This window comes from Aeromicrobium sp. EU05-FHT14F07 (genome assembly GCF_058790455.1).
The window spans coordinates 1-26,185 of sequence record NZ_JBYTCR010000013.1 but is presented as its reverse complement, the minus strand read 5'-3'; the positions used below and the strand labels follow the sequence as shown (position 1 = coordinate 26,185).

At 72.9% G+C, this 26,185-nt stretch carries 28 protein-coding genes; 17 read left to right on the top strand and 11 right to left on the bottom strand.

The genetic code is table 11. The features are described 5' to 3' along the window. Positions 1-17: 17 nt before the first annotated feature. The 3 genes from AC3WRM_RS12210 (at position 18) to secA (ending at position 4,762) form a co-directional block, all read left to right on the top strand. Entirely contained in the window at positions 18-683 is a 666-nt protein-coding gene (locus AC3WRM_RS12210; protein ID WP_236749822.1) for a response regulator, read from the top strand. 67 nt (positions 684-750) lie between these two features. After that, complete coding sequence (locus AC3WRM_RS12205; protein ID WP_492246991.1) at positions 751-1,956, top strand: winged helix-turn-helix domain-containing protein; 1,206 nt, start codon at positions 751-753, stop codon at positions 1,954-1,956. A gap of 88 nt (positions 1,957-2,044) precedes the next feature. Beyond that, complete coding sequence (gene secA, locus AC3WRM_RS12200; RefSeq protein ID WP_492246990.1) at positions 2,045-4,762, top strand: preprotein translocase subunit SecA; 2,718 nt, start codon at positions 2,045-2,047, stop codon at positions 4,760-4,762. A gap of 89 nt (positions 4,763-4,851) precedes the next feature. On the opposite strand, the gene AC3WRM_RS12195 is transcribed toward secA, so the two are convergent. Both AC3WRM_RS12195 and AC3WRM_RS12190 read right to left on the bottom strand, forming a co-directional pair. Further along, complete coding sequence (locus tag AC3WRM_RS12195; RefSeq protein ID WP_492246989.1) at positions 4,852-5,340, bottom strand: Rv3235 family protein; 489 nt, start codon at positions 5,338-5,340, stop codon at positions 4,852-4,854. Beyond that, positions 5,337-5,969: a LysM peptidoglycan-binding domain-containing protein gene (locus AC3WRM_RS12190; RefSeq protein WP_492246988.1), complete on the bottom strand. Its 633-nt coding sequence runs from the start codon at positions 5,967-5,969 to the stop codon at positions 5,337-5,339. The genes AC3WRM_RS12195 and AC3WRM_RS12190 overlap by 4 nt, the downstream gene beginning before the upstream one ends. 115 nt (positions 5,970-6,084) lie before the next feature. On the opposite strand from AC3WRM_RS12190, the gene AC3WRM_RS12185 reads away from it, so the two are divergent. Then, on the top strand, positions 6,085-6,582 hold the full coding sequence (locus tag AC3WRM_RS12185) for a hypothetical protein (protein ID WP_492246987.1): 498 nt from the start codon (positions 6,085-6,087) through the stop codon (positions 6,580-6,582). 61 nt (positions 6,583-6,643) lie between these two features. Here the strand turns inward: AC3WRM_RS12185 and AC3WRM_RS12180 are convergent, their stop codons facing one another. Then, positions 6,644-6,898: a helix-turn-helix domain-containing protein gene (locus tag AC3WRM_RS12180; RefSeq protein WP_492246986.1), complete on the bottom strand. Its 255-nt coding sequence runs from the start codon at positions 6,896-6,898 to the stop codon at positions 6,644-6,646. A 119-nt stretch (positions 6,899-7,017) separates the two neighbouring features. Between AC3WRM_RS12180 and AC3WRM_RS12175 the strand changes: the two genes are divergently transcribed. The 4 genes from AC3WRM_RS12175 (at position 7,018) to AC3WRM_RS12160 (ending at position 10,689) form a co-directional block, all read left to right on the top strand. Then, positions 7,018-7,719: a hypothetical protein gene (locus AC3WRM_RS12175; protein WP_492246985.1), complete on the top strand. Its 702-nt coding sequence runs from the start codon at positions 7,018-7,020 to the stop codon at positions 7,717-7,719. Next, a complete protein-coding gene (locus tag AC3WRM_RS12170) occupies positions 7,716-8,921 on the top strand; it encodes a CpaE/TadZ family protein (protein ID WP_492246984.1) in 1,206 nt (401 codons plus the stop codon). Before AC3WRM_RS12175 ends, AC3WRM_RS12170 begins: the two co-directional genes overlap by 4 nt. Before the next feature lie 62 nt (positions 8,922-8,983). Further along, positions 8,984-10,384 carry a WS/DGAT/MGAT family O-acyltransferase gene (locus AC3WRM_RS12165; RefSeq protein WP_492246983.1) on the top strand — a complete coding sequence of 467 codons (1,401 nt, stop codon included), beginning with the start codon at positions 8,984-8,986 and terminating at the stop codon, positions 10,382-10,384. Further along, a complete protein-coding gene (locus AC3WRM_RS12160) occupies positions 10,381-10,689 on the top strand; it encodes a hypothetical protein (RefSeq protein ID WP_492246982.1) in 309 nt (102 codons plus the stop codon). The genes AC3WRM_RS12165 and AC3WRM_RS12160 overlap by 4 nt, the downstream gene beginning before the upstream one ends. 83 nt (positions 10,690-10,772) lie before the next feature. On the opposite strand, the gene AC3WRM_RS12155 is transcribed toward AC3WRM_RS12160, so the two are convergent. From AC3WRM_RS12155 to AC3WRM_RS12120, 8 genes are all read right to left on the bottom strand, one after another. Beyond that, positions 10,773-11,258 carry a DUF2505 domain-containing protein gene (locus AC3WRM_RS12155; protein ID WP_492246981.1) on the bottom strand — a complete coding sequence of 162 codons (486 nt, stop codon included), beginning with the start codon at positions 11,256-11,258 and terminating at the stop codon, positions 10,773-10,775. Between the two features lie 24 nt (positions 11,259-11,282). After that, entirely contained in the window at positions 11,283-12,050 is a 768-nt protein-coding gene (locus AC3WRM_RS12150; protein ID WP_492246980.1) for a PspA/IM30 family protein, read from the bottom strand. A gap of 45 nt (positions 12,051-12,095) precedes the next feature. After that, positions 12,096-13,823, bottom strand: a complete 1,728-nt coding sequence (locus tag AC3WRM_RS12145) for a TPM domain-containing protein (RefSeq protein WP_492247083.1) — start codon at positions 13,821-13,823, stop codon at positions 12,096-12,098. Between the two features lie 62 nt (positions 13,824-13,885). Continuing rightward, complete coding sequence (locus tag AC3WRM_RS12140) at positions 13,886-15,088, bottom strand: bifunctional glycosyltransferase family 2/GtrA family protein (protein ID WP_492247082.1); 1,203 nt, start codon at positions 15,086-15,088, stop codon at positions 13,886-13,888. A gap of 8 nt (positions 15,089-15,096) precedes the next feature. Further along, positions 15,097-17,244: a glycosyltransferase family 39 protein gene (locus AC3WRM_RS12135; protein WP_492246979.1), complete on the bottom strand. Its 2,148-nt coding sequence runs from the start codon at positions 17,242-17,244 to the stop codon at positions 15,097-15,099. A gap of 75 nt (positions 17,245-17,319) precedes the next feature. Continuing rightward, a complete protein-coding gene (locus tag AC3WRM_RS12130; RefSeq protein WP_492246978.1) occupies positions 17,320-18,753 on the bottom strand; it encodes a sensor histidine kinase in 1,434 nt (477 codons plus the stop codon). Continuing rightward, positions 18,750-19,472: a response regulator transcription factor gene (locus tag AC3WRM_RS12125; RefSeq protein WP_492246977.1), complete on the bottom strand. Its 723-nt coding sequence runs from the start codon at positions 19,470-19,472 to the stop codon at positions 18,750-18,752. The genes AC3WRM_RS12130 and AC3WRM_RS12125 overlap by 4 nt, the downstream gene beginning before the upstream one ends. Before the next feature lie 77 nt (positions 19,473-19,549). After that, entirely contained in the window at positions 19,550-20,008 is a 459-nt protein-coding gene (locus AC3WRM_RS12120) for a hypothetical protein (RefSeq protein WP_492246976.1), read from the bottom strand. A 395-nt stretch (positions 20,009-20,403) separates the two neighbouring features. Between AC3WRM_RS12120 and AC3WRM_RS12115 the strand changes: the two genes are divergently transcribed. The 9 genes from AC3WRM_RS12115 to AC3WRM_RS12075 all read left to right on the top strand — a co-directional run bounded on the left by AC3WRM_RS12115 (position 20,404) and on the right by AC3WRM_RS12075 (position 26,122). Next, positions 20,404-20,853: a TlpA family protein disulfide reductase gene (locus AC3WRM_RS12115; protein WP_492246975.1), complete on the top strand. Its 450-nt coding sequence runs from the start codon at positions 20,404-20,406 to the stop codon at positions 20,851-20,853. A 124-nt stretch (positions 20,854-20,977) separates the two neighbouring features. Next, positions 20,978-22,228, top strand: coding sequence for a TadA family conjugal transfer-associated ATPase (locus AC3WRM_RS12110; RefSeq protein ID WP_492246974.1), 1,251 nt, complete (start codon positions 20,978-20,980; stop codon positions 22,226-22,228). Then, positions 22,216-23,067: a type II secretion system F family protein gene (locus AC3WRM_RS12105; protein ID WP_492246973.1), complete on the top strand. Its 852-nt coding sequence runs from the start codon at positions 22,216-22,218 to the stop codon at positions 23,065-23,067. The genes AC3WRM_RS12110 and AC3WRM_RS12105 overlap by 13 nt, the downstream gene beginning before the upstream one ends. After that, positions 23,064-23,975, top strand: a complete 912-nt coding sequence (locus AC3WRM_RS12100) for a type II secretion system F family protein (protein ID WP_492246972.1) — start codon at positions 23,064-23,066, stop codon at positions 23,973-23,975. Before AC3WRM_RS12105 ends, AC3WRM_RS12100 begins: the two co-directional genes overlap by 4 nt. 12 nt (positions 23,976-23,987) lie before the next feature. Further along, the gene (locus AC3WRM_RS12095) at positions 23,988-24,170 is read left to right on the top strand and encodes a hypothetical protein (protein WP_286689669.1); all 183 of its coding nucleotides are present in this window, start codon (positions 23,988-23,990) and stop codon (positions 24,168-24,170) included. Beyond that, positions 24,170-24,547: a TadE/TadG family type IV pilus assembly protein gene (locus AC3WRM_RS12090; RefSeq protein ID WP_492246971.1), complete on the top strand. Its 378-nt coding sequence runs from the start codon at positions 24,170-24,172 to the stop codon at positions 24,545-24,547. Before AC3WRM_RS12095 ends, AC3WRM_RS12090 begins: the two co-directional genes overlap by 1 nt. Then, positions 24,544-24,966, top strand: coding sequence for a hypothetical protein (locus tag AC3WRM_RS12085; protein WP_492246970.1), 423 nt, complete (start codon positions 24,544-24,546; stop codon positions 24,964-24,966). The genes AC3WRM_RS12090 and AC3WRM_RS12085 overlap by 4 nt, the downstream gene beginning before the upstream one ends. Positions 24,967-24,989: 23 nt before the next feature. After that, on the top strand, positions 24,990-25,370 hold the full coding sequence (locus AC3WRM_RS12080; protein WP_492246969.1) for a pilus assembly protein TadG-related protein: 381 nt from the start codon (positions 24,990-24,992) through the stop codon (positions 25,368-25,370). 305 nt (positions 25,371-25,675) lie between these two features. Then, entirely contained in the window at positions 25,676-26,122 is a 447-nt protein-coding gene (locus tag AC3WRM_RS12075; protein WP_492246968.1) for a hypothetical protein, read from the top strand. Positions 26,123-26,185 lie beyond the last annotated feature (63 nt).

Sequence of the window (26,185 nt, the reverse complement as noted above, 5' to 3'; positions counted from 1 at the left end):
CGTGGCATGATGCACGAGTGACTTCTCGGGCGCCCCGCATCCGCGTGCTGCTCGTCGACGACCAGGAGCTCTTCCGGCGCGGCGTGTCGATGGTCCTGGGCGCCGACGCCGATCTCGAGCTCGTCGAGGTCGGTGACGGCGACCAGGCCATCGCGGCCGTCGAGGAGACACCCGCCGACGTGGTGCTCCTCGACGTGCGGATGCCGGGGCGGTCCGGCGTGGAGGTCTGCAAGACCATCAAGTCGATCTCGCCGTCGACCGGCATCATCATGCTGACCGCGAGCGACGAGGAGTCCGACCTCTACGAGTCGATCCGCAGCGGCGCCTCGGGCTACCTGCTCAAGGACGGCTCGACCTACGACCAGGTCGCGGAGGCCGTGCGGCTCGTCGCGGCGGGCCAGTCGCTCATCAGCCCCAGCATGGCGACCAAGCTGCTCGACGAGTTCGTGCAGATGTCGCGCAGCCCGGCGCCGGCCACCGCACAGCTGACCGCCCGCGAGCTGCAGGTGCTGCGGCTCGTCGCCAAGGGGCTGAGCAACCGTGAGATCGCCGAGGAGCTGTTCATCAGCGAGAACACGGTCAAGAACCACATCCGCAACATGCTCGAGAAGCTGCAGATGAAGTCGCGCATGGAGGCCGCCATGTACGCCGTGCGCAGCAACCTGCTCGACGACCCGGTCTGAGCGCCGCCCTGACGCCCCGCGTGGGGTCCCGACGCCGGTGTCGGTGCCGCCGGGCAGGATGCTCGACGTGACCGAACGTCTCACCACGCTGCAGGCCCGGCGGGTCGCCCTCGCCGCCCAGGGCTTCACCCGCGCGCGTCCGGCCGCCGTCGGGCGTCCCCACCTGCGCAGCACGCTGCGCCGGCTCGGGTTCTTCCAGATCGACTCGGTCAACGTGCTCCAGCGTGCCCACCACCTGCCGCTGTACTCCCGGTGCGGGCCCTACGACCTCGAGCTGTTCCACCGTGCGGCCGGCCGGTCGCCGCGGCTCATGTTCGAGTACTGGGCGCACGTCGCCACCTTCGTCGACGTCGACCTGTGGCCCGCCATGCAGCACCGGATGGCGTCGCGGCGCGGGCTCTGGGGCGGACCCGACCGCGTCGCGCGCGAGCAGCCGGAGCTCGTCGACGCCGTGCTGGCGCACGTGGCCGAGCACGGGCCGCTCACCGCGCGCCAGGTCGACGCCGCCCTCGGCGAGGAGCGCGTGCGCGACCGCTCGCACTGGGGATGGAACTGGACGGCCACCAAGAACGCCCTCGAGTTCCTCTTCCACGGCGGACAGCTGACGTCGGCGCGTCGCACGGCGCAGTTCGAGCGCGAGTACGACCTGCCGGAGCGGGTCATCCCGGCCGACGTCCTCGCGCGGCCGGCCCTCGACGAGGCCGAGGCGCACCGCGTGATGGTCGAGCACGCGGCCCGCGCTCACGGCGTCGCGACCGTCCCGTGCCTGCGCGACTACTTCCGGTCGGCACCGGAGCCGACCCGCGCCGCGGTCGAGGACCTCGCCGACGCCGGCGTGCTGCTGCCCGTGCGCGTGCAGGGGTGGGACCGGCCCGCGTGGCTGCACCACGAGGCCGCGCGACCCCGCGCCGTGCGCGCCCGGACGCTGCTGAGCCCCTTCGACCCGCTCGTCTTCGAGCGTGAGCGCACCGAGCGCCTCTTCGGCTTCCGCTACCGCATCGAGATCTACGTGCCCGAGGCGCAGCGCGAGTACGGCTACTACGTGCTGCCGTTCCTGCTGGGCGACGCGATCGTCGCGCGGGTCGACCTGAAGGCGGACCGTGCGCGCGGCACGCTCGTCGTCCACGGCGCGTGGTCGGAGCCCGCCGCCCCGGCGGACACCGCGGCGGAGCTGGCCGAGGAGCTGCGTACGATGGCCCGCTGGCTGGGCCTCGGCAGCGTCCAGGTCGGCGAGCGCGGCGACCTCGCGGCGGACGTCCGCACGTTCGTGTAGCCCTCGGCGCGCCACCCGTGCCCGCCGTGCTGGTCCCGCGGCATACACTGCGAGAGGTCCGTCTCACCAACTCAGGAGTGCGTCCACCGTGCCCAAGGTCATCGACAAGATCCTCCGCGCCGGCGAAGGCAAGATCCTTCGTCAGCTCGCCGCGATCTCGAAGCAGGTCAACGCCCTCGAGGACGAGTTCCGCGCGATGAGCGAGGACGAGCTCCGCGGCATGACCGCGGAGTTCCGGGAGCGGCTCGACCAGGGGGAGACCCTCGACGACCTCATGCCGGAGGCGTTCGCGACGGTGCGCGAGGCCGCGAGCCGCGTGCTCGGGCAGCGGCACTTCGACGTGCAGGTGCAGGGCGGCGCCGCGCTGCACCTCGGCAACATCGCCGAGATGAAGACCGGTGAGGGCAAGACCCTCGTCGCGACCCTGCCCAGCTACCTCAACGCGCTGTCGGGCAAGGGCGTCCACGTCATCACGGTCAACGACTACCTGGCGCGCTACCACGCCGAGTGGATGGGTCGCGTCTACACCTACCTGGGCCTGAGCGTCGGCATGATCCTGCCGAACATGACGCCCCCGGAGCGTCGCGACGCCTACGCGTGCGACATCACCTACGGCACGAACAACGAGTTCGGCTTCGACTACCTGCGCGACAACATGGCCGACGACATCGCGGCCTGCGTCCAGCGCGGCCACAACTTCGCCATCGTCGACGAGGTCGACTCCATCCTCATCGACGAGGCGCGCACGCCGCTCATCATCTCGGGCCCCACCGAGGACGAGGTCAAGTGGTACGGCGAGTTCGCCCGGATCGTCGGCGCGATGAGCATCGACACCCACTACGAGGTCGACGAGAAGAAGCGCACCGTCTCCGTCACCGAGGAGGGCATCGACAAGGTCGAGGACCAGCTCGGCATCGACAACCTCTACGACGCGGTCAACACGCCGCTGATCAGCTTCCTCAACAACGCCATCAAGGCCAAGGAGCTGTTCAAGCGCGACAAGGACTACGTCGTCATCGACGGCAACGTGATCATCGTCGACGAGCACACCGGACGCATCCTCGACGGACGTCGCTACAACGAGGGCCTGCACCAGGCCATCGAGGCGAAGGAGGGCGTGCGGATCCGCGAGGAGTACCAGACGCTCGCCACCATCACGCTGCAGAACTACTTCCGGCTCTACGACAAGCTCGGCGGCATGACCGGTACGGCCATGACCGAGGCGAGCGAGTTCGACAAGACCTACAAGCTCGGCGTCGTCCCGATCCCGACCAACAAGCCGGTCGCGCGCATCGACCAGCCCGACCTCGTGTACCGCACCGAGGCGGCGAAGTTCGACGCCGTCGTCGCCGACATCGAGGAGCGCCACGCCACGGGCCAGCCGATCCTGGTCGGCACCACGAGCGTCGAGAAGAGCGAGCGGCTGTCCAAGCTGCTGAAGAAGCGCGGCATCCCGCACGAGGTCCTCAACGCCAAGCAGCACGAGCGCGAGGCCGCGATCGTCGCCGTCGCCGGTCACCGCGGCGCCGTCACCGTCGCCACCAACATGGCCGGTCGAGGCACCGACATCATGCTCGGCGGCAGCGTCGAGTTCCTGGCCGACGCCGAGCTGCGCAAGCAGGGTCTCGACCCGCTCGAGAACGCCGAGGAGTACTCGGCCGCCTGGCCGGCGACGCTGGAGCGCATCGAGGCGCAGGTCGCCGAGGAGAAGGAGGCCGTGCAGGCCGCCGGCGGCCTCGCCGTCATCGGCACCGAGCGGCACGAGTCCCGACGGATCGACAACCAGCTGCGCGGCCGGTCCGGACGTCAGGGCGACCCGGGCGAGACCCGCTTCTACCTGTCGCTCGAGGACGACCTGATGCGCCTGTTCAAGGCCGACTGGGTCAACTGGGTCCTGCAGACGATGAAGATCCCGGACGACGTGCCGATCGAGAACAAGCGCGTCACGAACGCGATCGCGTCGGCCCAGACGCAGGTCGAGGCGCAGAACTTCGAGACCCGCAAGAACATCCTCAAGTACGACGACGTGATGAGCCGTCAGCGCGAGGTCATCTACGGCGAGCGGCGCAAGGTGCTCGAGGGCGCCGACCTGGAGGACCAGGTGCGCACGATGATCACCGACACCGTCACGGGCTACGTGACCGGCGCCACCGAGGGCTTCCCCGAGCAGTGGGACCTCGAGCAGCTGTGGACCGCGCTGAGGACGCTCTACCCGGTGTCGCTGACGATCGAGGAGGTCGAGGAGGAGGCGGGCGGCCGTGAGGCCCTGTCGCGCGAGTCGCTCGTCGAGACGATCACGGCCGACGCGCTGACCGCGTACGACCGTCGCGAGGAGGAGCTCGGCGCGCCGGTCACGCGCGAGCTGGAGCGTCGCGTGGTGCTCAGCGTCCTCGACCGCAAGTGGCGCGAGCACCTCTACGAGATGGACTACCTGCGCGAGGGCATCGGCCTGCGTGCCTACTCCCAGCGCGACCCGCTGGTGGAGTACCAGCGCGAGGGCTACGAGCTGTTCAGCGCCATGATGGACGGCATCGCCGAGGAGTCCGTCGGCTTCCTGTTCAACCTCGACGTCCAGGTCGAGGAGACCCCGGCCGACGACGAGGAGCACCCGCACCTGCAGGCCAAGGGCCTGGAGCCGAAGGGCGAGCAGAAGCTGTCCTACTCCGCCCCGTCGGAGGACGGCGACGTCGAGGTGCACAGCGAGGCCGACGAGCCCGTCGGCGACAAGCAGCGCCAGGCCAACCAGAAGTCGAAGGCACGGCAGAAGTCCAAGGCCGCCCGCCAGTCGCGCAAGCGCAACCGCTGACCCGGCCGAAGGGCCCGCACCGCCACGGCGGTGCGGGCCCTTCGTCGTGCGGCTACTCCGTACGCCCCAGTCTCAGGCCCACTCGAGTGTCAGGCCCACTCGAGCGCGGTGCAGGTCCAGACCGCGCGGCCACGGGGTGAGGTGACGAGCTCCAGGCGGACGGCGATCGCGTGCGAGCGTCCCCGGTGGACCATGCGGCCCGTGACCTCGACGGCGCGCTCGCTCACCACCGAGAGGTGCACCGACGCGAGCCGACCGCCCGCGGGACGCCGGTCGTGGCGGGTCGGGACGCGGCCCTGTCGCACGAGCGCGGTCACGAGGGCGCGGTGCGCGTCGGGTGTCATCCAGGCCGAGAGCTGCCGTGCCGGACGCCCGCCGCACAGCACCTCGGTCACCCCTCGCATGAACCGGGCGAGCGGTGCCCGCAGCTGTCGGGTCAGCTCCTCCCCGTCGCGGGTCCGCGGGACCGGCACGACCGAGGTGGGCGAGCCGGGCAGCGGCAGCGGGAGCTGCGCCGGCAGCGCGTCCTCGTCGGTGACGAAGCGTGCGGGGGAGCGGAGCTCCGTCGACGTCCTCATGCGGACTCCCGCGGTGCGGTGAGGCGCTGACCGGGCTGCAGCAGGTCCGGGTCGGGACCGACCACGTCGTGGTTCTCCCGGTACCACCGCTCGGTCGACGCGGCGATGTCCGCGGCGGTCGCGCGGGGTCCCGAGCGCGCTGTTGCGATGCTCCACAGCGAGTCGCCGGGAGCCACCACCACCGTGTCGGGGGCCGGCCGCGCGGGCGGTACCGCCGACGCAGCGGCGTCGGCGCCCGACGTGGGGCGGTCGGGCAGGACGAGACCGTCGAGCGTCGAGGCGGCGGCCTTCGGGTCGGGGGGCGTCGGGTCGGGGGAGGACGAGGGAGCGGCGTGCGCGGTGCCGACCGACAACGTCGTGACGACCCCGGCCACCAGCGCGCCCCGGATGGCGCGGGGCAGCAGCCGCGCCGCGACGACGGTCGCCCGGCCGCCGACGAGTGCGAGACCCAGCACCACCGCGGCCCACGCCGCGACCGAGAGCAGGGCGAGCTCGAGGAGGGACGTGAGGGCCGTCGGGAACGACCTCGCGCCCACCCCCGCGACGGTCCGCTCGACGAGCGGTCCTCGTGCGAGGAGCACGACGATCGAGACGAGCCAGCACAGGTGACCGGACCACCGAAGACGCATGATGCTGTTTCCTGACGTTTGATGACGTTTGACGACATCGAAGAACGGAAGTCGCGCTGGGTCAAGGCGTGGTGCACAGGCGAGCCGCCGGACGGGACGGGGGTACGGTGCTGCCATGCGCTGGGAGCGTCTCTTCGCCGAGCTCGAGGCGTCGCTCGAGGACGACGCGCTCCTCGAGCGCGACGCCCTGGTGGCCGAGCTGCGCGACGAGGAGTGGTCCCGGACGCCGTGGCGCTCGTTCCTCGGCGGGCACGTCGAGCTGGAGCTGCTGGGCGCGGGCCGGCTGGCCGGTCAGGTCGGTTTCGCGAACGACCGGCTCGTGCGCCTCGACGCCGGTGGTGTCGAGCACGTGGTCGCGATCGACGCGGTGACCGGGGTGCGCGCCGACGGGCGCGCCCCGGCTCCGTCCCCGGTCGACGCGCGCCTGGGCTGGCCGCACGTGCTGCGCCGGCTGCGCGACGACGGCGACGAGGTCCGGGTGGTCAGGACCGACGGTGCCACGCTCCGCGCCCACGTGACGCGGGTCGTCGAAGGAGCCGTGGTGCTGCGGACCGCCGAGCGCGACCTGCTCGTGCCGCTGCGGGCTCTCGCGGTCGTCACGCTCGGCCGGTGATCACCAGCCGGCAGTGCTGTGCCGGGCGGTGCTGTGCTGGGCGGGGCAGTGCCGGGCAGCGTCAGCGTGTGACGTCGTCGGTCTGGTCCGCGAGGTCGGCGTCCGACAGCTCGGCGACGGCCTGCTCGGCGCGCGCGTACTGACGGCGGATGTAGTCCTCCAGCTGGTCGTTCTCGACCCGCCACTGGTTGCGGCCACCGATCTGGATGCCCTTCAGCTCGCCCGAGCGCACGAGCGCGTACACCTGGCGCACCGTCACGTTCAGCACCTCGGCCACGTCGGCGAGGGTGAGGAAGCGAGGAGTCGCGTCGGACATGGGCCCATGCTCCCACGGCCTGGTGTCACGGGCCGTGACGGTCCCGAGCCTGTGGACGGACGTCCCGATCCACACCCCGTTGCTGGACGACATCGCTGCCATCGCAGTAGAAACGGGCCATGGTGATCGGGCGGGGGCCACGGCCAGGTGGCGAGGACAGCAGGACGGGTGCGGTACCGGCCGGGGCCTCGGGAGGGCCGGCCGCGCGACTGCGGCAGCAGCCCTGGACCGACCCGCGCCTCGTCCTGGGAGTGCTGCTGGTGCTGGGCGCGACGGTGCTCGGAGCATCCGTGGTGGCGGCCGCCGACGACACCGAGCCCTACTGGGCGCTCGCGCGTGACGTCGAGGCCGGCGAGCCGGTCCGACGCGGCGACCTCGTCGAGACCCGCGCCCGGGTCGACGGCGACGCGGCCGACGCGCTGCTGCGCACCGACCAGGAGCTCCCCGGTCGGCTCGAGACGCTGCAGTGGTCCCGGGCCGGGGCGGAGGGCGCCCTCGTCGGCCGCGCCGACCTGGTCGCCGACGGCACGACGGCCACTGTCGAGCTGCCGTTGTCCGTCGCACTCGGGGCGGCGCCCGACGACCTGCGCGCCGGGGAGCGGGTCGACGTCTGGGTCGGGCCGTCGCCCGACGGCGACACCGCCGCGACGGACGCCGGCCCAGCGCGACTGCTGCTCGAGGGCGTCGCGGTCGTCCGGGCCGGGGCGGTCGGGGCCACCGGCGGGGCACGCACCGTGCTCGTCGACGTCGGACCCGACCTCGACGGTGCCACGCTGGCCCGGTTGACGTCCGGTCACGTGACGATCGTGCGGCGCTCGTGACCTCCTCCGCGACACGTCGGGTCGTCCTGGCCGCGGCCGGGGCGGGCTGGGAGGCGGCGGCCGTGCGGGCCCTGGAGGCTGCGCCGGACCTGCAGCTCGTGCGTCGCTGCGTCGACGTCGCGGAGCTCATCGCCGTCGCGCAGACGGGCGACGTCGCGGTGGCGGCGGTCGACCTGTCGGCTCCCGGGCTCGACGTCGAGGCCGTCCGTGCCGTGCGTGCTGCAGGCGTGCGCGTGGTGGGTCTCGGCCCCGCCGACCGCGCGTCCGCTCTCGGCACCGACGCCGTCGGGGCGGGCGACGACGTCGTGTCGGCGCTGCGGACCGTCCAGGTCAGCCGGGGTGACCGACCCGTCCCGGACGGGCCGGTCGACGGGCTGGTTGAGGGCGCCGAGGGGGAGGAGCCGCGTGCCGGCCTCGTCGTGACGGTCTGGGGCCCGTCGGGCGCACCGGGGCGCAGCACCGTCGCGCTCGCGCTGGCCGACGCGATGGCCCGCGACGGCCGGCGCTGCGTGCTCGTCGACGCCGACACCTACGGCGGCGCACAGGCGCAGCAGCTCGGCCTGCTCGACGAGGTGTCGGGCCTGATGGCGGCCTGCCGGGTGGCGAACCAGGGCCACGAGGAGCAGGTCCCGGCCCACCTGCAGGTCGTTCGGGAGGGCCTCGGCGTGCTCACCGGGCTGCCCCGGCCGGACATGTGGGTGCACGTGCGGTCGGCTGCGCTCGAGCGGGTGCTGCGGCAGCTGGCCGACACGCACGACACCGTCGTCGTCGACGTCGCCTCCTGCCTGGAGGCACCCGACGGTCCGGGCGGAGGCCGCGACCAGGCCACCGTCACGGCGCTGACGGTGGCCGACGTGGTGGTCGTGGTGGGCCGGGCCGACCCCGTCGGGCTGACCCGTCTGGTGCGGGGTCTGCACGACCTGCGCGACGTGGTACCCGACGAGCCGGTCGTCGTGCTCAACCAGGTGCGCGACTCGATCGGGTGGAGCGTGGAGCAGCTGGCCTCGACCGTGCACCGGCTCGCCGGGGTCCGCCCGCTCGTCGCGCTGCCCCAGGACGGGCCCACCGTCGACACCGCCGCGCTGCGCGGCGCGACCCTCGCGGAGGTCGACCCGAGGTCGGCGCTCGTCGCCTCCGTCCGGACGCTGGCGACGCTCGTGACCCGGGTCCGTCCCGTGACGCTCACCGCATCCACGACGTGAACCACGCCGCACGCCGGACGTCGGTACCGGTGGTAGGTTCGTCGGGATCTGCGAGGAGTGAGATGCAGCGCCTGAGTCCTCTGGACGCGATGTTCCTGAACCTGGACAGCCCGGACGTGCCCCGCCAGATCGCCTCGCTGGCGATCCTGGAGCCCGGTGGCTCCCTCACCTACGACCGGCTCATCGGCGTCATCAACGAGCGCCTCGACATCGTCCCGCGCTACCGCCAGGTGCCGAGCAAGGTGCCGGGCGCCCTGGGCACGCCGCTGTGGACCGACGACGAGGACTTCGACATCTCCTTGCACGTGCGGCGCTCCGCCCTGCCCCGGCCGGGCACGCGCGACGCGCTCCACGAGCTGGTCGGACGTCTCGTGGCCCGTCGCCTCGACCTCGACCGACCGCTCTGGGAGCTCTACCTCATCGAGGGCCTGGAGGACGGCAGCGTGGCGCTGCTGTTCAAGGCGCACCAGGCGCTCGTCGACGGCTCGGAGACGATCGACCTCGCGCAGGTGCTCCTGGAGGAGACCGACCGGGTCCGCGACATCCCGCACGAGGACTGGAACCCGCGGCCGCGGCCGGGGCCGCTGGGCGTCGTCGCCGCCACGCTCGAGCGCAACGTGCGCCACCCGGGCGAGGCCCTGCGGATCGCCGAGATGAACGTCGGACGCGTCGCGCGGCACCTGCCCGTGGTGGGGGCGGGCGCCCCGTCGCAGCGTGGCGTGCTGTCCGGCACGCTGTCGCGCCACCGCCGGTTCACGACCGTCTCCACCTGCCTCGACGAGTACCGTCGGGTGCGCGACCAGCACGGCGGCACGGTGAACGACGTCGTGCTCGCCGTGATCACCGGCGGCATCCGCGGCTGGATGCTGACCCGCGCCGAGCCGGTCACGGCCAAGACCAGCTTCCGCGCCATGGTGCCGATGTCGGTCGCCGCCGACGACGGCCTCCCGACCTCGCTCGGCTCCAAGGTGCGCGGGCACCTGCTGTCGCTGCCGGTCGGCGAGACGAACCCCGTCGTGCGCCTGCACCAGGTGTCGTACGCGCTGAAGGACCACCGCGAGACCGGGTCAGCCGTCGCCGCCAACCAGCTCGCCAGCCTGCCCGGCTTCGCCACCTCGACGTTCCACGCGGTGGGCGCCCGGGTCGCCGCCGCCGAGACGTCGCGGGGGCACCACCTGACCATCACCAACGTGCCCGGCCCCCAGGAGCCCGTCTACATGGCGGGCGAGCAGGTGGCCGAGGTGTACCCGGCCATCCCGCTCATCGACCAGCGGGTGCTGTCCATCGGGGTCACGTCGTACCACGGCGGCGTGTTCTTCGGGATCGTCGCCGACCGCGAGGCCGTGCCCGACGTCGACGTGCTGGGCCAGTGCATCGAGGAGGCTCTCGAGGAGCTCGTCGAGACGGTGGGCCCGCGACGGGGCCGGGCCCCGCGTGGTCGGCAGAACCCGAGGAAGGCATGAGCGTGCGGGTGTGGGTGGGCGTCGACGCCGAGAGGCTGCGGGCCCTGCGCGACGGCAGCCCGCTGGACGGCGAGGTCGTCGCGGCGGAGTCCGACGACGAGCAGCACGAGCTCGAGGCGCTGGAGGCTGCGGCCGAGGACGGCCCGGTCGTCGTCGTGGCCGAGGTGGCGCAGACCCCGGACGGGTCGACCGCCGACGTGACCCTCGCCGACGTGGAGGCGCTGCATCTCGACGCCGACGGCAGCGGGAACCTCGCCTGGTACGCGCCGCAGGAGCTGGAGACGGTCCTCGGCCTGCTCGGCTGAGCCGCGCAGGACGCAGCAGGGCCCCCGACCGCGCCGGTCGGGGGCCCTCGCGCAGCGAGCGCGGATGCGTCGCGGCCGCGGGATCAGAGCCGGCTCTTGCCCAGCTCGACCTCGCCCTTGAGCGATCCCTTGATGGCCTTGGCGACCTCGGGCTCGATCTTCTTGCCGATGAACGGGATCTTCACGGTCACGTCGCCGGTGACGGTGAACGAGGTGCCACCACCCTTGGCCTCCAGGACGGCCGTGCCCAGCATCTCGGCGGGCTGGCCGATGATGCTGACCTTGACGTCGGCCTTGCGGCTGCCGTCGGACGCCGGCGGGCTCCACTTCTCGGTCTGCTTGACCTTCACGGTGTCGCCGGTGAGCTTCTTGACGAAGTCGGGCATCTCGGCCGGCTGGGCGCGCACGATCGTGATCGTCACGGCCCCGCCGGACTCGGTGACGTCGACGTCGATGTCGCGCGCGCCGGCGTCCTCGGCGGCCTCGGTGCGGAACGCCTCGCTGGAGATGAGGCCGAACACGGCCTCGACGTCGGCGTCGCCGTAGGAGTGGGTCTCGTTGATCTTCATGGCGTCATCCTTGCAGTTCTGGACTCAGGAGGCGGGCTGTTCGGGCGCGGACTCGACCTGAGGCGCCGACGACGTCCCGAGCTGGCCCTTCAGCTCCGCGAGGCGCGCCTCGATCTCGAGCTGCGTCGTGTCGGCCTCCAGCTCCTCGAACTGCGCGTCGAGGCTCGAGGACTGCAGCTCGGCGTGCCCGGCCACGCGGGCCTCCTCGCGCCGCACCTTCTCCTCGAAGCGGGAGAGCTCGCTCGTGGGGTCGAGGACGTTGATGGAGCCCACTGCCTGCTGCACCTGGGCCTGTGCCGCGGCCGTCTTCTGGCGCGCGACGAGCTGGTCGCGACGGGTCTTGAGGTCGTCGAGCCGGCTGCGCATGGTGACCAGCCCGGTCTTGAGCTTCTCGACCGTCTCGTTCTGCTGGGCGATCGCGGGGGCGGCCGACTTGGCCTCGTTCTCGAACCCGATCTGCTTGCCGAGCGCGACCTTGGCGAGCTGGTCGAAGCGGTCGGCCTCGGACGGCTGACCGGCGGTGCGCAGGGCGTCGGCCTTCTGCGACGCGGCGATCGCCTTCGCGCCCCACTCCTTGGCGGCGGCGACGTCCTCGGCGTGGTCGGCCTCGGCGAGCCGCAGGTTGCCGATCGTCTGGGCCACGGCGTCCTCGGCCTCGGCGATGCTGTTGGTGTAGTCGCGGACCAGCTGGTCCAGCATCTTCTCGGGGTCCTCGGCCTTGTCCAGCATCGCGTTCACGTTCGCGCGGGTCAGCTGGGCGATGCGACCGAGGATCGACTGCTTCTGGGCCATGGTGCTCTCTCTTCCGGTGGGACGTGCGGGTGTGCTGGTCTCGGGTCAGAACCGGCCGCCGCCGCTGCGACGGGTCCGTCTGCTGCTGGAACGGGGGCTACGGGTACGGCGGCTGGCGGCGCGGCTGCTCGAGCGGGTCGTCCGTCCAGAGCGTCGGACGCGTCCACGGCTGCCCGACCCCACGGCCAGGCCACCGAGGATGCCGCCGAGGGAGAGGTCGTCGCTCGGTGCCGACGACGCACGCCAGGCGGCCACGTCGGCCTCGGCGCTCGTCTGCGCCTCCTTGACGAGCCCGGCAGCGCGCTCCAGCGTCCGGGTGGCCTCGTCCGGGTCACGGTCCACGGCCTGCCGTCCGGCGTCGAGCAGGCGGGCCGCCTCCGACAGTCGCGTGCGTGCGGTGCTGCCGACGGCGCCCCGGTGCGTCTCGACGTAGGTGGACACGGCCGAGACGGTGGCCGTCACCTGGGCCAGCAGGTCGTCGGCGGTGTCGGCGGCGTGCGCGAGGTCGTCGCGCGCCGTGTCGACGGCGTCGAGGAGGGCGACGGCCTGGCCGGTGGCCTCCTCCGCGGTGCGCAGCCGCACGGCTGCGGTGGCGTGGTCCGAGGCGCCGAGCGCGGCGCGGGCCTGGCTGAGCTGCTCGGTGGCGCTGCGGGTGAGCGACTCCGCGCGGGTGACGTTGCCCGAGACGGCAGCCAGCGCGCTGCCCGCGTGCTCGGCCTGCAGCGCGCGCAGGGTGTCCGACGTCGGCGCCAGGCGCGCGACGACCGTGTCGAGCCGCTGCTGCAGCGTGTCCGCCACCTCGGGCGCGCGGGTCTGCAGGTCGCGCAGGGCGTCGAGGCGCTCGACCTGGGCGTCGAGCGCGTCGTCGACGGTGTCGCACAGGTGCAGCACACGCGACAGCAGGACCCGACGCTCTGCGTCGGTCTCGGGCTCGGCGTCGTCGAGACGTTGACGCAGCGTGAACGCCTCGCGCAGCGTGGCCCGGCCCTCGTCGACCGTGCGCCGGACGTCGGCAGCGGCGGCCTCGCCGAACTGCGCCTCGGCGAAGCCCACCTCCTGGGCCACCGTCTGCAGCAGGTCGTCGACCTCCACCAGGGCCTCGGCCACGGCAGCCTCGAGCTCCTCGTCGTCGAGGATCGCCGCGGGATCGACCGGCTGGCCGTGCTCGTCGACCACCGGATGCGTGTGGTCGAAGCGTCGGCGGGAGCGGTGGACGCCGTAGGCGGCGCCGGCGGCCACGACGGCCGTGCCGCCGACGATCCAGCCCCACGGGATGCCGGTGTCGCGGTCGACCTCGGTGAGTCCGCGCGCCGCCCCGGTGGCCGCGCCGGCCCAGTCGTCCTCCCGCAGGGCGGGCAGGATGAAGTCGCGGTCGACCTTCTCCAGGTCGGCGTCCGAGAGCTCGTCGCTGTCGGCGTCGTACCCGTAGGACCGGGACTCCAGCGCCACCGCCAGCAGCACGTCGGTGCGACCCAGCCCGGACCGCTCGGCGGTGCGCGTCGCCCACTCGGCGCCGGTGAGCCCGTCGAAGGTGCGCACGTACACGACGAACAACTGACGGCCGGTGTCGCGGTAGTAGCGGTCGAGGGCCGCCTGGACCTGCGGACGGTCGCTGCCGAGGGCGTCGGCGCGGTCGGTGATCTGTCCACTGACGTCGACGGGCTCCTCCGCCGCGGCCGGCCCGGCGCCGACCACCCCGGCCCCGACCCCGACGATCCCGAGGGTGAGCAGGGCCGACGTCACGACCAGGGCACGGCGGATGGAGCGCGGCATCACACGTCGATCCTTGCGGATCGCTGGTTGCGGGACAACCGCGCGCGCCGGGGCGGGTCGGCTCACCCGGTCCTGGCCGCGCCCCGCCGGAACATCCACCCGCGCATGAGCAGGAACCGGCCCACCGTGACGAGCAGGTTCGCCGCGGTGAGCACCACGACCTCGAGCCCTCGATGTTGGGTGCCCGCCACCTCGTGCAGCAGCCCGAGGGCACCGCTCGTCACGACGATGCCGGCACCGAGCACGACGAGTCCCTGGAGCTGGTGCACGGCGGCTCCGCCCGGGCCGCGCACCCCGAACGTGAACCGACGGTTGGCGGCGGTGTTCGCCACGGTCGTGAGCAGCAGGGCCGCCACGTTCGCGCCCTGCGCGCCGAGCGGCCCGCGCAGCCCGAGGTAGAGGGCGGCGAAGGCGAGGGTCGAGAGCACGCCGACCACGGCGAAGCCCGCCAGCTGGGCGGAGAGCCCGCCGGCCGCACCCTGGCGCGAGACGCGGCCGAGCTCCGCGGCGACCTCGGCCACCGGTACCCGACCACGGACGAGCGACCAGCCGAGCCGCGCCATGCCGCGCAGGTCGTCGAGGGCGGTGCGGAGCACGTCGACGCTGCTGTCGGGGTCGTCGACCCAGTCGACCGGCACCTCGTGGATGCGCAGCCCCGACCGCTCGGCCACGACGAGCAGCTCGGTGTCGAAGAACCACGCGTCGTCGTGCACCAACGGCAGGAGCCGGTCGGCGACGTCGCGGCGGATCGCCTTGAAGCCGCACTGGGCGTCGCTGAACCGGGCGCGCATCGCACCACGCAGCAGGTAGTTGTACCCGCGGGAGACGATCTCGCGCCGAGGTCCGCGCACCGTGTGCGACGTCCGGGCGAGCCGGCTGCCGATGGCCAGGTCGGAGTGACCGGTGAGCAGGGGCGCCACGAGCGGCAGCAGCGCGTTCAGGTCGGTCGAGAGGTCGACGTCCATGTAGACGAGGACGTCGGCCTCCGAGCTCGACCATGCTGCCTTGAGCGCGCGACCCCGCCCCTTCTCCTCCAGGTGCACGACCCGGACGCCGGGGTGGCTCGCGGCGAGCTGGTCGGCGAGCGCGCCGGTGCCGTCGGTGCTGGCGTTGTCGGCCACCGTCACGGTGGACGCGAGGGGCAGCGCCGCGAGGTGCGCGACGACCGCCTCGACGGACGCCACCAGGCTGCGCTCCTCGTTGAACACCGGGATCACGACGTCGAGCGTGCCGACCCGCCGCGCCGGCGACGTGGCCGGCTCCATCACGGCGCTCACTGCACGCCGCCCGACAGGTCGTACAGCGTCGTGCCGTCGACGGTCGTGGCGGTGAACGTCGCCTCGACCCACTCCTGGATCTCGGTGCTCGTGCTGCCGCTCGCGCCCGGCCCGCCACGCCCGCCTCCGCGTCCGCCACCCGCGATGAACCAGTGGACCTCACCGTCGGCGACGAGCTGCTTGAACTCGCTGAGGGTGGGGGAGGGGTCGGAACCGTTGAAGCCGCCGATCGCCATGACCGGCTCCTCGGTGGACAGCTGGAAGCCGGCGGCGCTGTTGGAGCCCACTGCCGCCGCGACCCAGGTGTAGGAGTCGGCGTCCCGGGTGAGCAGGGCGTCGACCTCGGCCGACGACGTCGGGCCCTCGAGCAGCCCGCCGGCGCCGGCGCCGCCGCTCGGCCTGCCCTGTCCGGTCGCGGACCCGGTCTGGCCCTGCGGGAAGCCCTGACCCTGGGGGAAGCCCTGACCCTGAGGCGCGCCCTGCGGCGCACCCTGCTGGCCGGTGGCGCCGGGGCGACCTCCCGGGAAGCCGCCTGGGGGACGTCCGCCGCCGAAGCCGCCCGGTCCACCGCGACCGGTGTCGGGCCCGGCGGTCGGGATCGAGCCGGTGTGCGGCGAGGCGGCGGTGTCGACCGCGTAGACGGCCGGCCCGGCCAGCATCGTCACCACGGCTGCCCCGGCCAGACCGAGACCGAGGCGCCGCGCCGCGCGGTAGGGGAGTCGACGCCGGACGACCGGCAGCGCGAGGATGGCGCCGGTGACGAGCACGCCGGCGACCGCGACGGTCGGCGCGAGCCAGGGCAGGAACCCGTCGGCACGACGCAGCAGCACCACCGCCATGGCCGTCGTCGCGAGTAGCACGGCCGCGGCCCCGACGACGGCCACCGCCTCCGTGCGGTGACGCCAGAGGAGATGACCGCCGATGCCGATGACCGCGCCGATCGCCGGAGCCAGCGCCACCGTGTAGTAGGCGTGGAAGATGCCGGCCATCAGGCTGAACGTCAGGCCCGTGACCAGCAGCCAGAGACCCCAGGCGACGAGGCCCGCCGTGTGGGGCGCAGACCGCCAGCCCCGGCCGGCACGCACCGCGAACCAGAGGCCGAGCCCGAGCAGCAGCAGCGCCGCCGGGAGCAGCCAGGCCACCTGACCGCCGATCTCGGCGTCGAACAGCCGCGTGAGGCCGGTCTGGCCCCACATGCCGCCGCCGGCGCCACCACCGCCGCCGCCGACGGAGCCGACCTCGTCGCCGTTCAGCCGTCCGAGGCCGTTGTAGCCGAGCGTCAGCTCCAGGATCGAGTTGTGCTGCGAGCCGCCGATCCACGGTCGGCTCGATGCCGGCCACAGCTCGACGGCCAGCACCCACCAGCCGCCGGCGACGACCATCGCGGCGAACGCGACCAGCAGGTGCCCGACCCGACGCCAGAACGGCACGGTGGCGGCGAGCAGGTAGACGCCGCCGAGCGCCGGGAGGACGAGGAAGGCCTGCAGCATCTTCGTGAGGAAGCCGAACCCGACGAGGACGCCGGCGAGCGCGAGCCAGCGCACCGCGCGCGTGGGGTCCTCCAGGGCGCGCAGCGTCGCCGCCGTCGCGCCCACGAGGAGGAGCACGAGCAGCGCGTCGGGGTTGTTGAACCTGAACATCAGCGTCGCCACCGGCGTCAGGGCGAGCACGAGACCGGCGGCGAGGCCGGCCCAGGCGTTGCCGGTGGTCCGGCGCACCGTCCCGTGCAGCAGCCAGACCGTCGCGACGCCCATGAGCGCCTGCGGCACGAGGATGCTCCACGACGACAGGCCGAAGAGGCGCACCGACAGGGCCATCACCCACAGCGACATCGGCGTCTTGTCGACGGTGATCGAGCTCGCCGCGTCGGAGGAGGCGAAGAACATCGCCTTCCACGACGCGGAGCCCGCCTGCGCGGCGGCGGAGTAGAACGAGTTCGCCCAGCCGGACGCGCCCAGCCCCCACAGGTAGAGGGCGGCGGTGCCGGCCAGGAGGAGCAGCAGGGCGGGGCGCGCCGCGGGGTGGTCCTCGGGGCGTCCGCGCCAGAGCCGGGCCAGGGGTCGGGAGGCGGCGTCGCGCTGGGTCGGGGCGTGGGGTGGCTCGGCGGGTCGTGATGTCGCGCGGAGCGTCGTCGTCGGGTGCATGACGTCGATGCTGGGCGGCGCCGCTGGGGTGCTCGTCTCCTCGCGCTGTGGGTCGTCTGTGAGTGGTGGCGCGACTCAGGAGCGAGGCAGCGTGATGCGGAACGTCGTGCTGCCGGGACGGCTCTCGACCTCGACCCGGCCGCCGTGGGCCTCGGCGATCGCCCGGACGAGCGACGTCCCGAGCCCGGCGCCGCCGGACGCCCGGGTGCGCGAGGAGTCGCCGCGGGTGAACCGCTCGAAGACCACGGGCAGCAGGTCGGGGGAGAGGCCGGGGCCGTCGTCGTGCACCTCGACCCGCACCTCGGCGTCGTCGGTCTCGACCCGTGCGGTCACCTCGGTGCCCGGCGGGGTGTGGCGGGTGGCGTTGCGCAGCAGGTTCGTGACGGCCTGGTGCAGCCGCATCGCGTCGCCGGACGCCTCCACGGCGACGTCGGGCAGGGCGAGCCGCCAGCGTCGCTCACGGTCGACGACCTGGGCGTCGGCGACGGCCTCGGCGACGAGCCGGCTCACGTCGACCGGCTCGCGCTCCAGCGGGCGTCCGGCGTCGAGTCGGGCGAGCAGCAGCATGTCGTCGACGAGGGTCGACATCCGCTCGGCCTCCTCCTCGACCTTGGCGAGCTGGTCGGTGCCGGTGCGGCGGCCGAGCTCGGCGTAGCCGCGGATGGTGGCGAGCGGGGTGCGCAGCTCGTGCGACGCGTCGGCGAGGAACTGGCGCACCTGCTGCTCGCTCTCGTGGCGGGCGTCCAGGGCACCCTCGACGTGCCCGAGCAGCCGGTTGAGCGCCTCACCGACCTGGCCGACCTCCGTGCCGGGGTCGGTGAGCGCGTCGGGCACGCGCGCCGTGCGGCCGACCTCGCCGGAGTCGAGCGGGAGGGCCGAGACCTCGTGCGCGGTGGCGGCGACGTCGCGCAGCGGGCGCAGCTGGCGACGCACGAGGGCAGCGCCGACCCCCGCGGCGACGGCAGCCCCGGCGACGGTGAGCAGCACCTCCCACCAGAGCAGCTGGGTGAGGGTCTGGTCGACGTCGTCGGTGGGCAGTCCCTGCACGACGACGGTGCCGTCGGGGGTGGTGGTGGCGGCGACACGCACCGACCCGAGGCCGGGGAGGTCGACGGTGCGGGGCTTCTCGTCGACCTCGACCTCGCCCAGGCTCTGCAGCGCGGTGGTGGAGAGGCCGCGCAGGCTCCCGCTGGCCGTGATCTGCACGCCGCTGCCGCAGTCCGCGGTGTACACGGCGGTGAGGCTGCCGGCGGCCTGCCCGAGCGGTGGCCGGGGCCGTTCCCCGCACACGACGTCGACGCGTCCGCCCGGCCCGCCGGGTCTGCCCCCGGGGCCGAGCGGGTTGCCGCGTGCCTCGGTGCTCGCGCGGTCCATCGCCTGCGCGAGCTGCGCGTCGAGCCGGTCGGTGAGCGAGCTGCGCATGAGCAGGGTCGCGGCGGCGGCGACCAGCAGGCTCGCCGTGGCCACGAGCACGACGACGGTCAGGACGAGCCGGCGGGTGAGGCTCATGCGGTCTCGGCCGGCTTGAGCACGTAGCCGGCTCCGCGCTTGGTGTGGATCATCGGCTCGCGGCCGGCGTCGATCTTCTTGCGCAGGTAGGAGATGTAGAGCTCGACGACGTTGGCCTGACCGCCGAAGTCGTAGTTCCACACGCGGTCGAGGATCTGCGCCTTGCTGAGCACGCGACGTTGGTTGCGCATGAGGTAGCGCAGCAGCTCGAACTCGGTCGCGGTGAGCTCGATGGAGGTGCCCGCGCGGGTGACGTCGCGGCTGTCCTCGTCGAGGGTGAGGTCGCCGACGGTGACGACGTGGTCGGAGCGCTGCTCGAGCACACCGGTGCGGCGCACGAGGGCGCGGACGCGGGCGACGACCTCCTCGAGGCTGAACGGCTTGGTCACGTAGTCGTCGCCGCCCGCGGTGAGCCCGGCGACCCGGTCCTCGACGGCGTCGCGTGCGGTGAGGAACAGCACGGGCACGCGGTCGTCGTGCTGGCGGACGCGGCGCAGGACCTCGAGACCGTCGACGTCGGGCAGCATCCAGTCGAGCACGATCACGTCGGGGGCGTGGTCGCGGGCGGTGGACACGGCCTCGCGTCCGGTGGCGGCGGTCCGCACGTCCCAGCCCTCGTAGCGCAGCGCCATCATGAGCAGCTCGGCGATGTTGGGCTCGTCGTCGACGACGAGGACGCGCAGGGGCGTGCCGTCGGCGCGGGTGAGGGGCGCGGTCATGGGTCCAGTGTGGACGGCCTGTCCGTCGCCTGTCCGTGCGGAACCTGTGCGGTTCCTGTGAGCGGGCTGCGTGCGGGTCAGGCGGCGCCGAGGTCGGCGGCGATGCTGCTCTCGAGCACGCGGACGCGGGCGCGTGTGGCGTCGGCGAGGCGGGTGGTGCGCTGCGCCTCGGCGAGGTCGCCGACGGAGACGAGGTGCTGCACGAGCGGCTCGAGGTCGTCGAGGTGCACGCCGTCGACGAGGCTGGTGACCTCGATCAGCTCCGAGAGCAGGGCGTGGAGCAGGAGGTGGGCGTCGAGGTCGCCGTCGGCGGGCTGGGCACCGATGACGAGGCGCAGCTGCTGGCCGAGCGAGAACGCGACCTCGGGCGTGAGGGCACGCTCCTCGACGGCTGCGACGACGAGCACGAGGACGTCGGCGAGTCCCTCGCGCGGGGGGAGGGCGGCGGCCTCGCCGAGGAGGCTGCGCAGGTAGGCGTGCGGTACGAGGGCGTCGTCGTCGAACGACGGCTGCACCACGCGGGTGGTCGTCACCATGTCTTCCACTTCTCCCCACTCCCAGAGGACATGCTCCCGAACTGCAGGCGCTTGCGCTCTAGCCCGAACGGATCATTTCCGCAGTCCGATTCCCACTGTACGTGACCGATCACACGCTTGACCAGCCGTGACTGCACGACGTGACGACCGGGGCAGCGCCGGCGTGAGCGTCCGAAGCGCGATCCGCTCCTGGGGCGGACACACCACCTCACGAGCGGTGTGTGTCGCCGTGCAGTCTTCGCTGGCAGAGTCCCTGTGACGGCGAGCGAACGTGCGGAGCAGGGTCGACGTCCTTCTGGAGGTTGCAGGTGAAGGCGAGTGTCGTGGCGGTGACGGCGTGCGCGCTGCTCCTGTCGGGCTGTGAGGGCGCTGAGAGCGGGGATGCGAGCGCGGGGGTGACCATCCTCCGCCCGAGCGAACGCGAGGTGCTCCACGGCGTCGAGGGGGAGTCGCTCGACGGTGCACCGGTCGACCTGGACAGCTACCGCGGCAAGGTCGTCGTTGTGAACTGGTGGGGCTCGTGGTGCGCTCCTTGTCGCAAGGAGGCCCCGGTCTTCGCAAAAGTGTCCGATGAGGCGCCGTCGGACGTGGCCTTCATCGGTCTTCTCGCGCGGGACTCGCCTGCCGCTGCGCGAGCCTTCAACGAGCGTTTCGGGATCCGGTACCCGACCTTGGTCGACCGCGACAGTCGTCTTGCCCTGCGGTTCAGCCAGGTGCTCCCTGTCCAGGCCGTCCCGGGTACGTGGGTGCTCGACACCCGCGGACGGGTGGCCGCGCGGATCGCATCGGCCGAGGTCACCCCGACCTTGCTCCGCGACGTCGTCGACGAGGTGCGGGGCTCCTGACGCGGGTTGCGACCGTCCGTCCGTCCCACTTGTCCACAGTTTCGGCGGGCGGCCCCTTCACAGATCGCGCCGTTCTTGTCATGGTCCTGGTCATCGACACGACTTCTCGGGGGACAGGTCAGTGGTGGATCCGGTGCAGGCGACGCTCGCGGAGCGGGTGCGCGAGCAGGTGCGACGTCGGCGGCTCGACCCTCAGACGGACGCCGATGCGGTGCGCGAGGTGGCGCACGAGGTGGTGGCCGAGCACGAGCGACGGTCGTTGACGGGGGCGGTGCGCTCGTTGGAGGAGCCTGAGCGGGTGGTCGGCGGGATCGTGGCCGACGTGGCCGGGCTCGGGCCGTTGCAGCCGTTCCTGGACGACCCGACGGTCGAGGAGGTGTGGATCAACGAGCCCGACCGGGTGTTCGTCGCGCGGGAGGGTCGGCACGAGCTGACGTCGGTCATCCTCACGGCCACGCAGGTGCGGGAGCTGGTGGAGCGGATGCTGTCGACATCGGGGCGCCGGCTCGACGTGTCGCAGCCGTTCGTCGACGCGATGCTTCCGGGTGGCCACCGGTTGCACGTGGTGCTCGACGGGATCGCGCGCGGGTTCAGCGCCGTCAACGTCCGCAAGTTCGTGGCGCGGGCACACTCGTTGGAGGACCTCGTCGAGCTCGGGACGATCGACGCCGCCGTCGCGCGGTTCCTGCGGGCGAGCGTCGTGGCGGGGCTGAACGTCGTGGTGTCCGGCGGGACGCAGGCGGGCAAGACGACCCTGCTGAACTGTCTGGCGGCGGCGATCCCCGGGTCGCAGCGGCTGATCACCGTCGAGGAGGTGTTCGAGCTGCAGTGCGGCCGCCACCCCGACTGGGTGGCGCTGCAGTGTCGTCAGGCCGGCCTGGAGGGCACGGGCGAGGTGACGCTGCGGATGCTGGTGAAGGAGGCGCTGCGCATGCGGCCGAGCCGCATCGTCGTGGGCGAGGTCCGTTCGGCCGAGGCGCTCGACATGCTGCTCGCCCTCAACGCCGGGCTGCCCGGCATGGCCAGCGTCCACGCCAGCTCGGCGCGGCAGGCGCTCACGAAGCTGTGCACGCTGCCGCTGCTCGCCGGTGCGAACATCACCAGCGACTTCGTCGTGCCGACCGTCGCGACGTCGATCGACCTCGTCGTCCACACCGCGCTCGGCGCCGACGGGCGGCGCGCGGTCCAGGAGGTCACGGCGGTCAGCGGACGGGTCGAGAACGGGCACATCGAGTCCGAGACGGTGTTCGTGCGCGACGGCGGCGTGCTGCAGCGTGGTCACGGGCGACCGTCGCGCACCGAGGCGTTCGCGCGCGTCGGCATCGACCTCGACGCCGTGCTCGCCGCGAACGGAGACGGACCGTGGCCGCGCTGACCGGTCTGTGCGCCGGGGCCGGCGTCGCGCTCGTGCTGTGGTGGCTCGTTGCGCCGCTGCCGCGGCGCAGGGCGTCGGGTCGACGTCGGGTGCGAGAGCTGCTCGACCGCGCCGGGCTGTCCGACGTGGAGCCCGGTGCGCTGCTGGCCCTGTGCGTCGGGTCGTTCGTCGTCGCCGGCCTGGTGATGACGGCGGTGTCGGGGGTGCTGGTGATCGGTGTCGTCCTCGGGACGCTCGCGGCGCTGCTGCCCGTGGCGACCCTGCGGGGACGTGCGCGACGTCGGGCACGCGAGCACGCCGACCTGTGGCCCGACGCCGTCGACAACCTCGCGTCGGCCGTGCGGGCGGGGCTGTCGCTCCCCGAGGCGGTCGTGCAGCTGGGGGAGCGGGGGCCGGAGGGTCTGCGTGAGCCGTTCGCGCGGTTCGGTCGCGACTACCAGTCGACGGGGCGCTTCGACGTCGCGCTCGACCGGTTGAAGCAGCGCCTGGCCGACCCCACTGGCGACCGCGTCGTGGAGGCGTTGCGGATCGCTCGCGACGTCGGCGGTGGCGACCTCGGCCGGATGCTGCGCGCGCTGTCCGGCTTCCTGCGCGAGGAGGGTCGGACGCGGGGCGAGCTGGAGGCGCGCCAGTCGTGGACGGTCAACGCGGCGCGCCTCGCCGTCGCGGCCCCGTGGATCGTGCTCGCGGCCATGAGCCTGCAGCCCGCGGTCGTCGCGCGGTACGCGACGGGCGCGGGCGCGGTCGTCCTGGTGGGCGGCGCGGTGGTGTGCGTCGTGGCCTACCGGCTCATGCTGTGGCTCGGTCGGCTGCCGGAGGAACGGCGGGTGCTCGCATGACGGCCACGCTCCTGGGAGCAGCAGCGGGCGCCGCGGCGGCGGTCGGGCTGCTGCTGGTCGTCGTCGCCTGGTGGCAGGTCCGGCGTCCGACGCCGGCGATGCGGGTCGACCCGTACCTGAGCGACCTCCTGCCCGCTCGAACGCGACCGTCGAGCACGGTCGGTGCGGTCTACGGCCCGTGGCTGCGTGCAGCCGCGGACCTCGTCGGGCGCCTCACCGGCGGGACGGCGAGCGTCGAGCGTCGGCTGGTGCGGCTCGGCTCGCCCTACGGCGTCGACGCGTTCCGCGTGCAGCAGGTGGCGTGGGGTGCAGCGGGCTTCGCGGCGGCTGCAGCACTGGCCGTGATGGTGTGGAGCACGTCGGGCGGCTCGCCGACGGTGCTGCTGGTGCTGTGCGGCGTGGGCCTCGTGGGCGGGGTGCTGGGCCGTGACTCGTTCCTGACCTCCCAGGTGGCTCGACGTGAGGAGCGGCTCGCGGAGGAGTTCCCCGCCGTGGCCGACCTGCTCGCGCTCGCCGTCGCCGCGGGCGAGAGCCCTGTCGCCGGGCTCGACCGGGTGCTGCGCGTGCTGCGTGGCGCGCTCGCCGACGAGCTCGGCCAGGTGCTCGCCGACGTCCGCACCGGGCACACCGTGCCGGCCGCGTTCGACGCCCTGGCCGCGCGCACCGGCGTCGCCAGCATCGCCCGCTTCGCCGAGGGACTCGCGGTGGCCGTAGACCGGGGCACCCCGCTCGTCGACGTGCTGCACGCACAGGCTGCCGATGTCCGGGAGTCCGCCCGCCGCGACTTGATGGAGTCGGGCGGGCGCAAGGAGATCCTCATGATGATCCCCGTCGTCTTCCTCGTGCTGCCCGTCACGGTCGTCTTCGCATTCTATCCGGGCCTCGTCGGCCTGCGTCTGTCGAGCTGAAGGAGTGGTGTCATGTCGTCCCTGACCCTGCGGCTGAGGTCGCGTCTGCTGGAGCCGCCGCACGACGAACGGGGTGACGTGCCGGGGTGGGTGATGATCACCGTCATGTCCGCCGGACTCGTCGCGGTGCTCACGGCGGTCGCCGGCCCGGAGCTGACGGCCATGCTGCGCGACGCGCTGAGCTCGGTGCGCTGATGCGCCGTGAGCGCGGCTCGGCGGTGGTCGACTTCGTGCTCGTCATGGTGCTGCTGGTGCCGTTGGTGCTGGGGATCGTGCAGCTCGGGCTGGTGCTGCACGTGCGCAACACGCTGACCGCGGCGGCGTCGGACGGGGCTCGGGCGGGTGCGCCGCTGGGGGCGACGCCCGAGGACGCGGAGGTGCGGGCGCGGCGGATGATCACCGACTCGCTCTCGGCCCGGTTCGCGCGGTCGGTGAGTGCGACGCGGACGTCGGTCGACGGGGCACCGGCGGTCGTCGTGCGGGTGCGGGCCAGGGTGCCGGCGCTGGGTGTCCTGGGTCCGGGGGTGCCGCTCGACGTGCGCGGGCGGGCGCTGGTGCAGGTGGAGCCGTGAGGGACGAGCGGGGGTCGGCGCCGGTGGAGCTGGTGTGGCTGACGATCCTGCTGCTGGTGCCGTTCGTGTACGTGATGATCGCGGTGTTCGACGCGCAGCGGGCCGCGTACGCGGTGTCGTCGGCGAGCAAGGCGGCGGCGCGGGCGTACGTTCAGGCGCCGGACACGGTGACGGCGACCCAGCGGGCGCAGCGCGCGGCAGCGGTGGCGCTGGGCGACCAGAGGGTCAGTGCCGACGTGGAGGTGGTGTGCCTGCCGACGCCTGCCTCGTGCCTGCAGCCGGGCTCGTCGGTGCGGGTGTCGGTGAGCACGGTGCAGCCCCTGCCGCTGACGCCGTCGGCGCTGGGCGACCAGGTCGGTGGGGTCGCGGTCGACTCCTCCCACGTCGAGCCGTACGGGTCGTTCCGGGAGGGCCGGTGAGGCGCACGGACGAGCGGGGGAGCGTGACCGTGATGACGATCGGGTTCCTGGTACTGGTCGCGCTGCTGCTGACGGTGGTGGTGAACGCGACGGCGGCCTATCTGCAGCGTCAGGAGGTCGCGAACCTGGCCGACGGCGCCGCGCTGGCCGCGGCTGACGGTCTCGACGAGGCCGCCTTCTACGCCGAGCAGCGGGTCGAGCTCGACGCAGCGTCGGCGCGGGCGCTGGTCGGTGACTACCTGGCGGGGGAGGAGGTCTCCGCCGTGCAGGTGGGCGTCGTGGACGGGACGGTGACGGTGCGTCTGGAGCGCGTCGTCTCCCTTCCCCTCACCCCGCCCGGCTGGCCCGCCAGCACGCGCGTGTCGGCGGAGGCGTCGTCGCAGCTGCGCGAGCCGGTGGAGTGAAGAACAGAAGCGTTCCAGCCTGCGGCTCCTGATACGCCGGCACGGGCGTGCCGTCAAGCTCCGTCGGCAGCGAAAGGATCGAGGCCTACTCAGCTAGTGTTGAGGTCGTGAAGACCTGGGACGCGACGCGGGTGCGACGTATCGTCATGGGGATGTGCATCGTCGGCGCTGTCGTCGCTGTGGCGCAGAGGGAGGCGCTCGTAGCAGGAGTGTGCGCCACGGGCGCTGTCGCGATGTTGTTCCTGCCTCCGAAGAGTCGTACCTGACACTTGCCCAGGCTCGCGAGCTGTGCGTAACGTCAAGGTATGAGTAAGGCATTCAAGTTTTGCGTGATTGCGCTGGTTTCGGTCCTACTGGCTGCAGGGACTACCGTCCCCGCTGAGGCAGCCACCAAGACCTGGACAACGTCGAGCCACACCCGAGTCCAGAAATGTTACGTCGCGCCGACGTGCACGAACTACGCGAAGAGCATCACCTTCGCCGCGAAGTCCAACTCTCAGATGCGAACGATCACCGCCACCGGGAGAGTCCTCGCGCAAACAGGGGCCAACAAGTACTCCCAGATCTACTCTCGAACCATCACGGTCAAGAACACGACGGAGAACGTCTGGCGCTGGTCGATTCCCAAGAAGTACGGCAACGCCAAGTTGAAGGTCGTCGTCTCGGCCACGTTCAAGAAGCGGCTTTACTCTGCGGGTCGGTCGAGCACGAAGTACATCTGGGAAGGGATCCCCGCTGTTGCACCCGAGTGAAGGGTGCTCGAGGCGGTCAGCGGGGGGGAGAAGCCAAAAAGGTGCCCCCCCCCCCCACCCCCC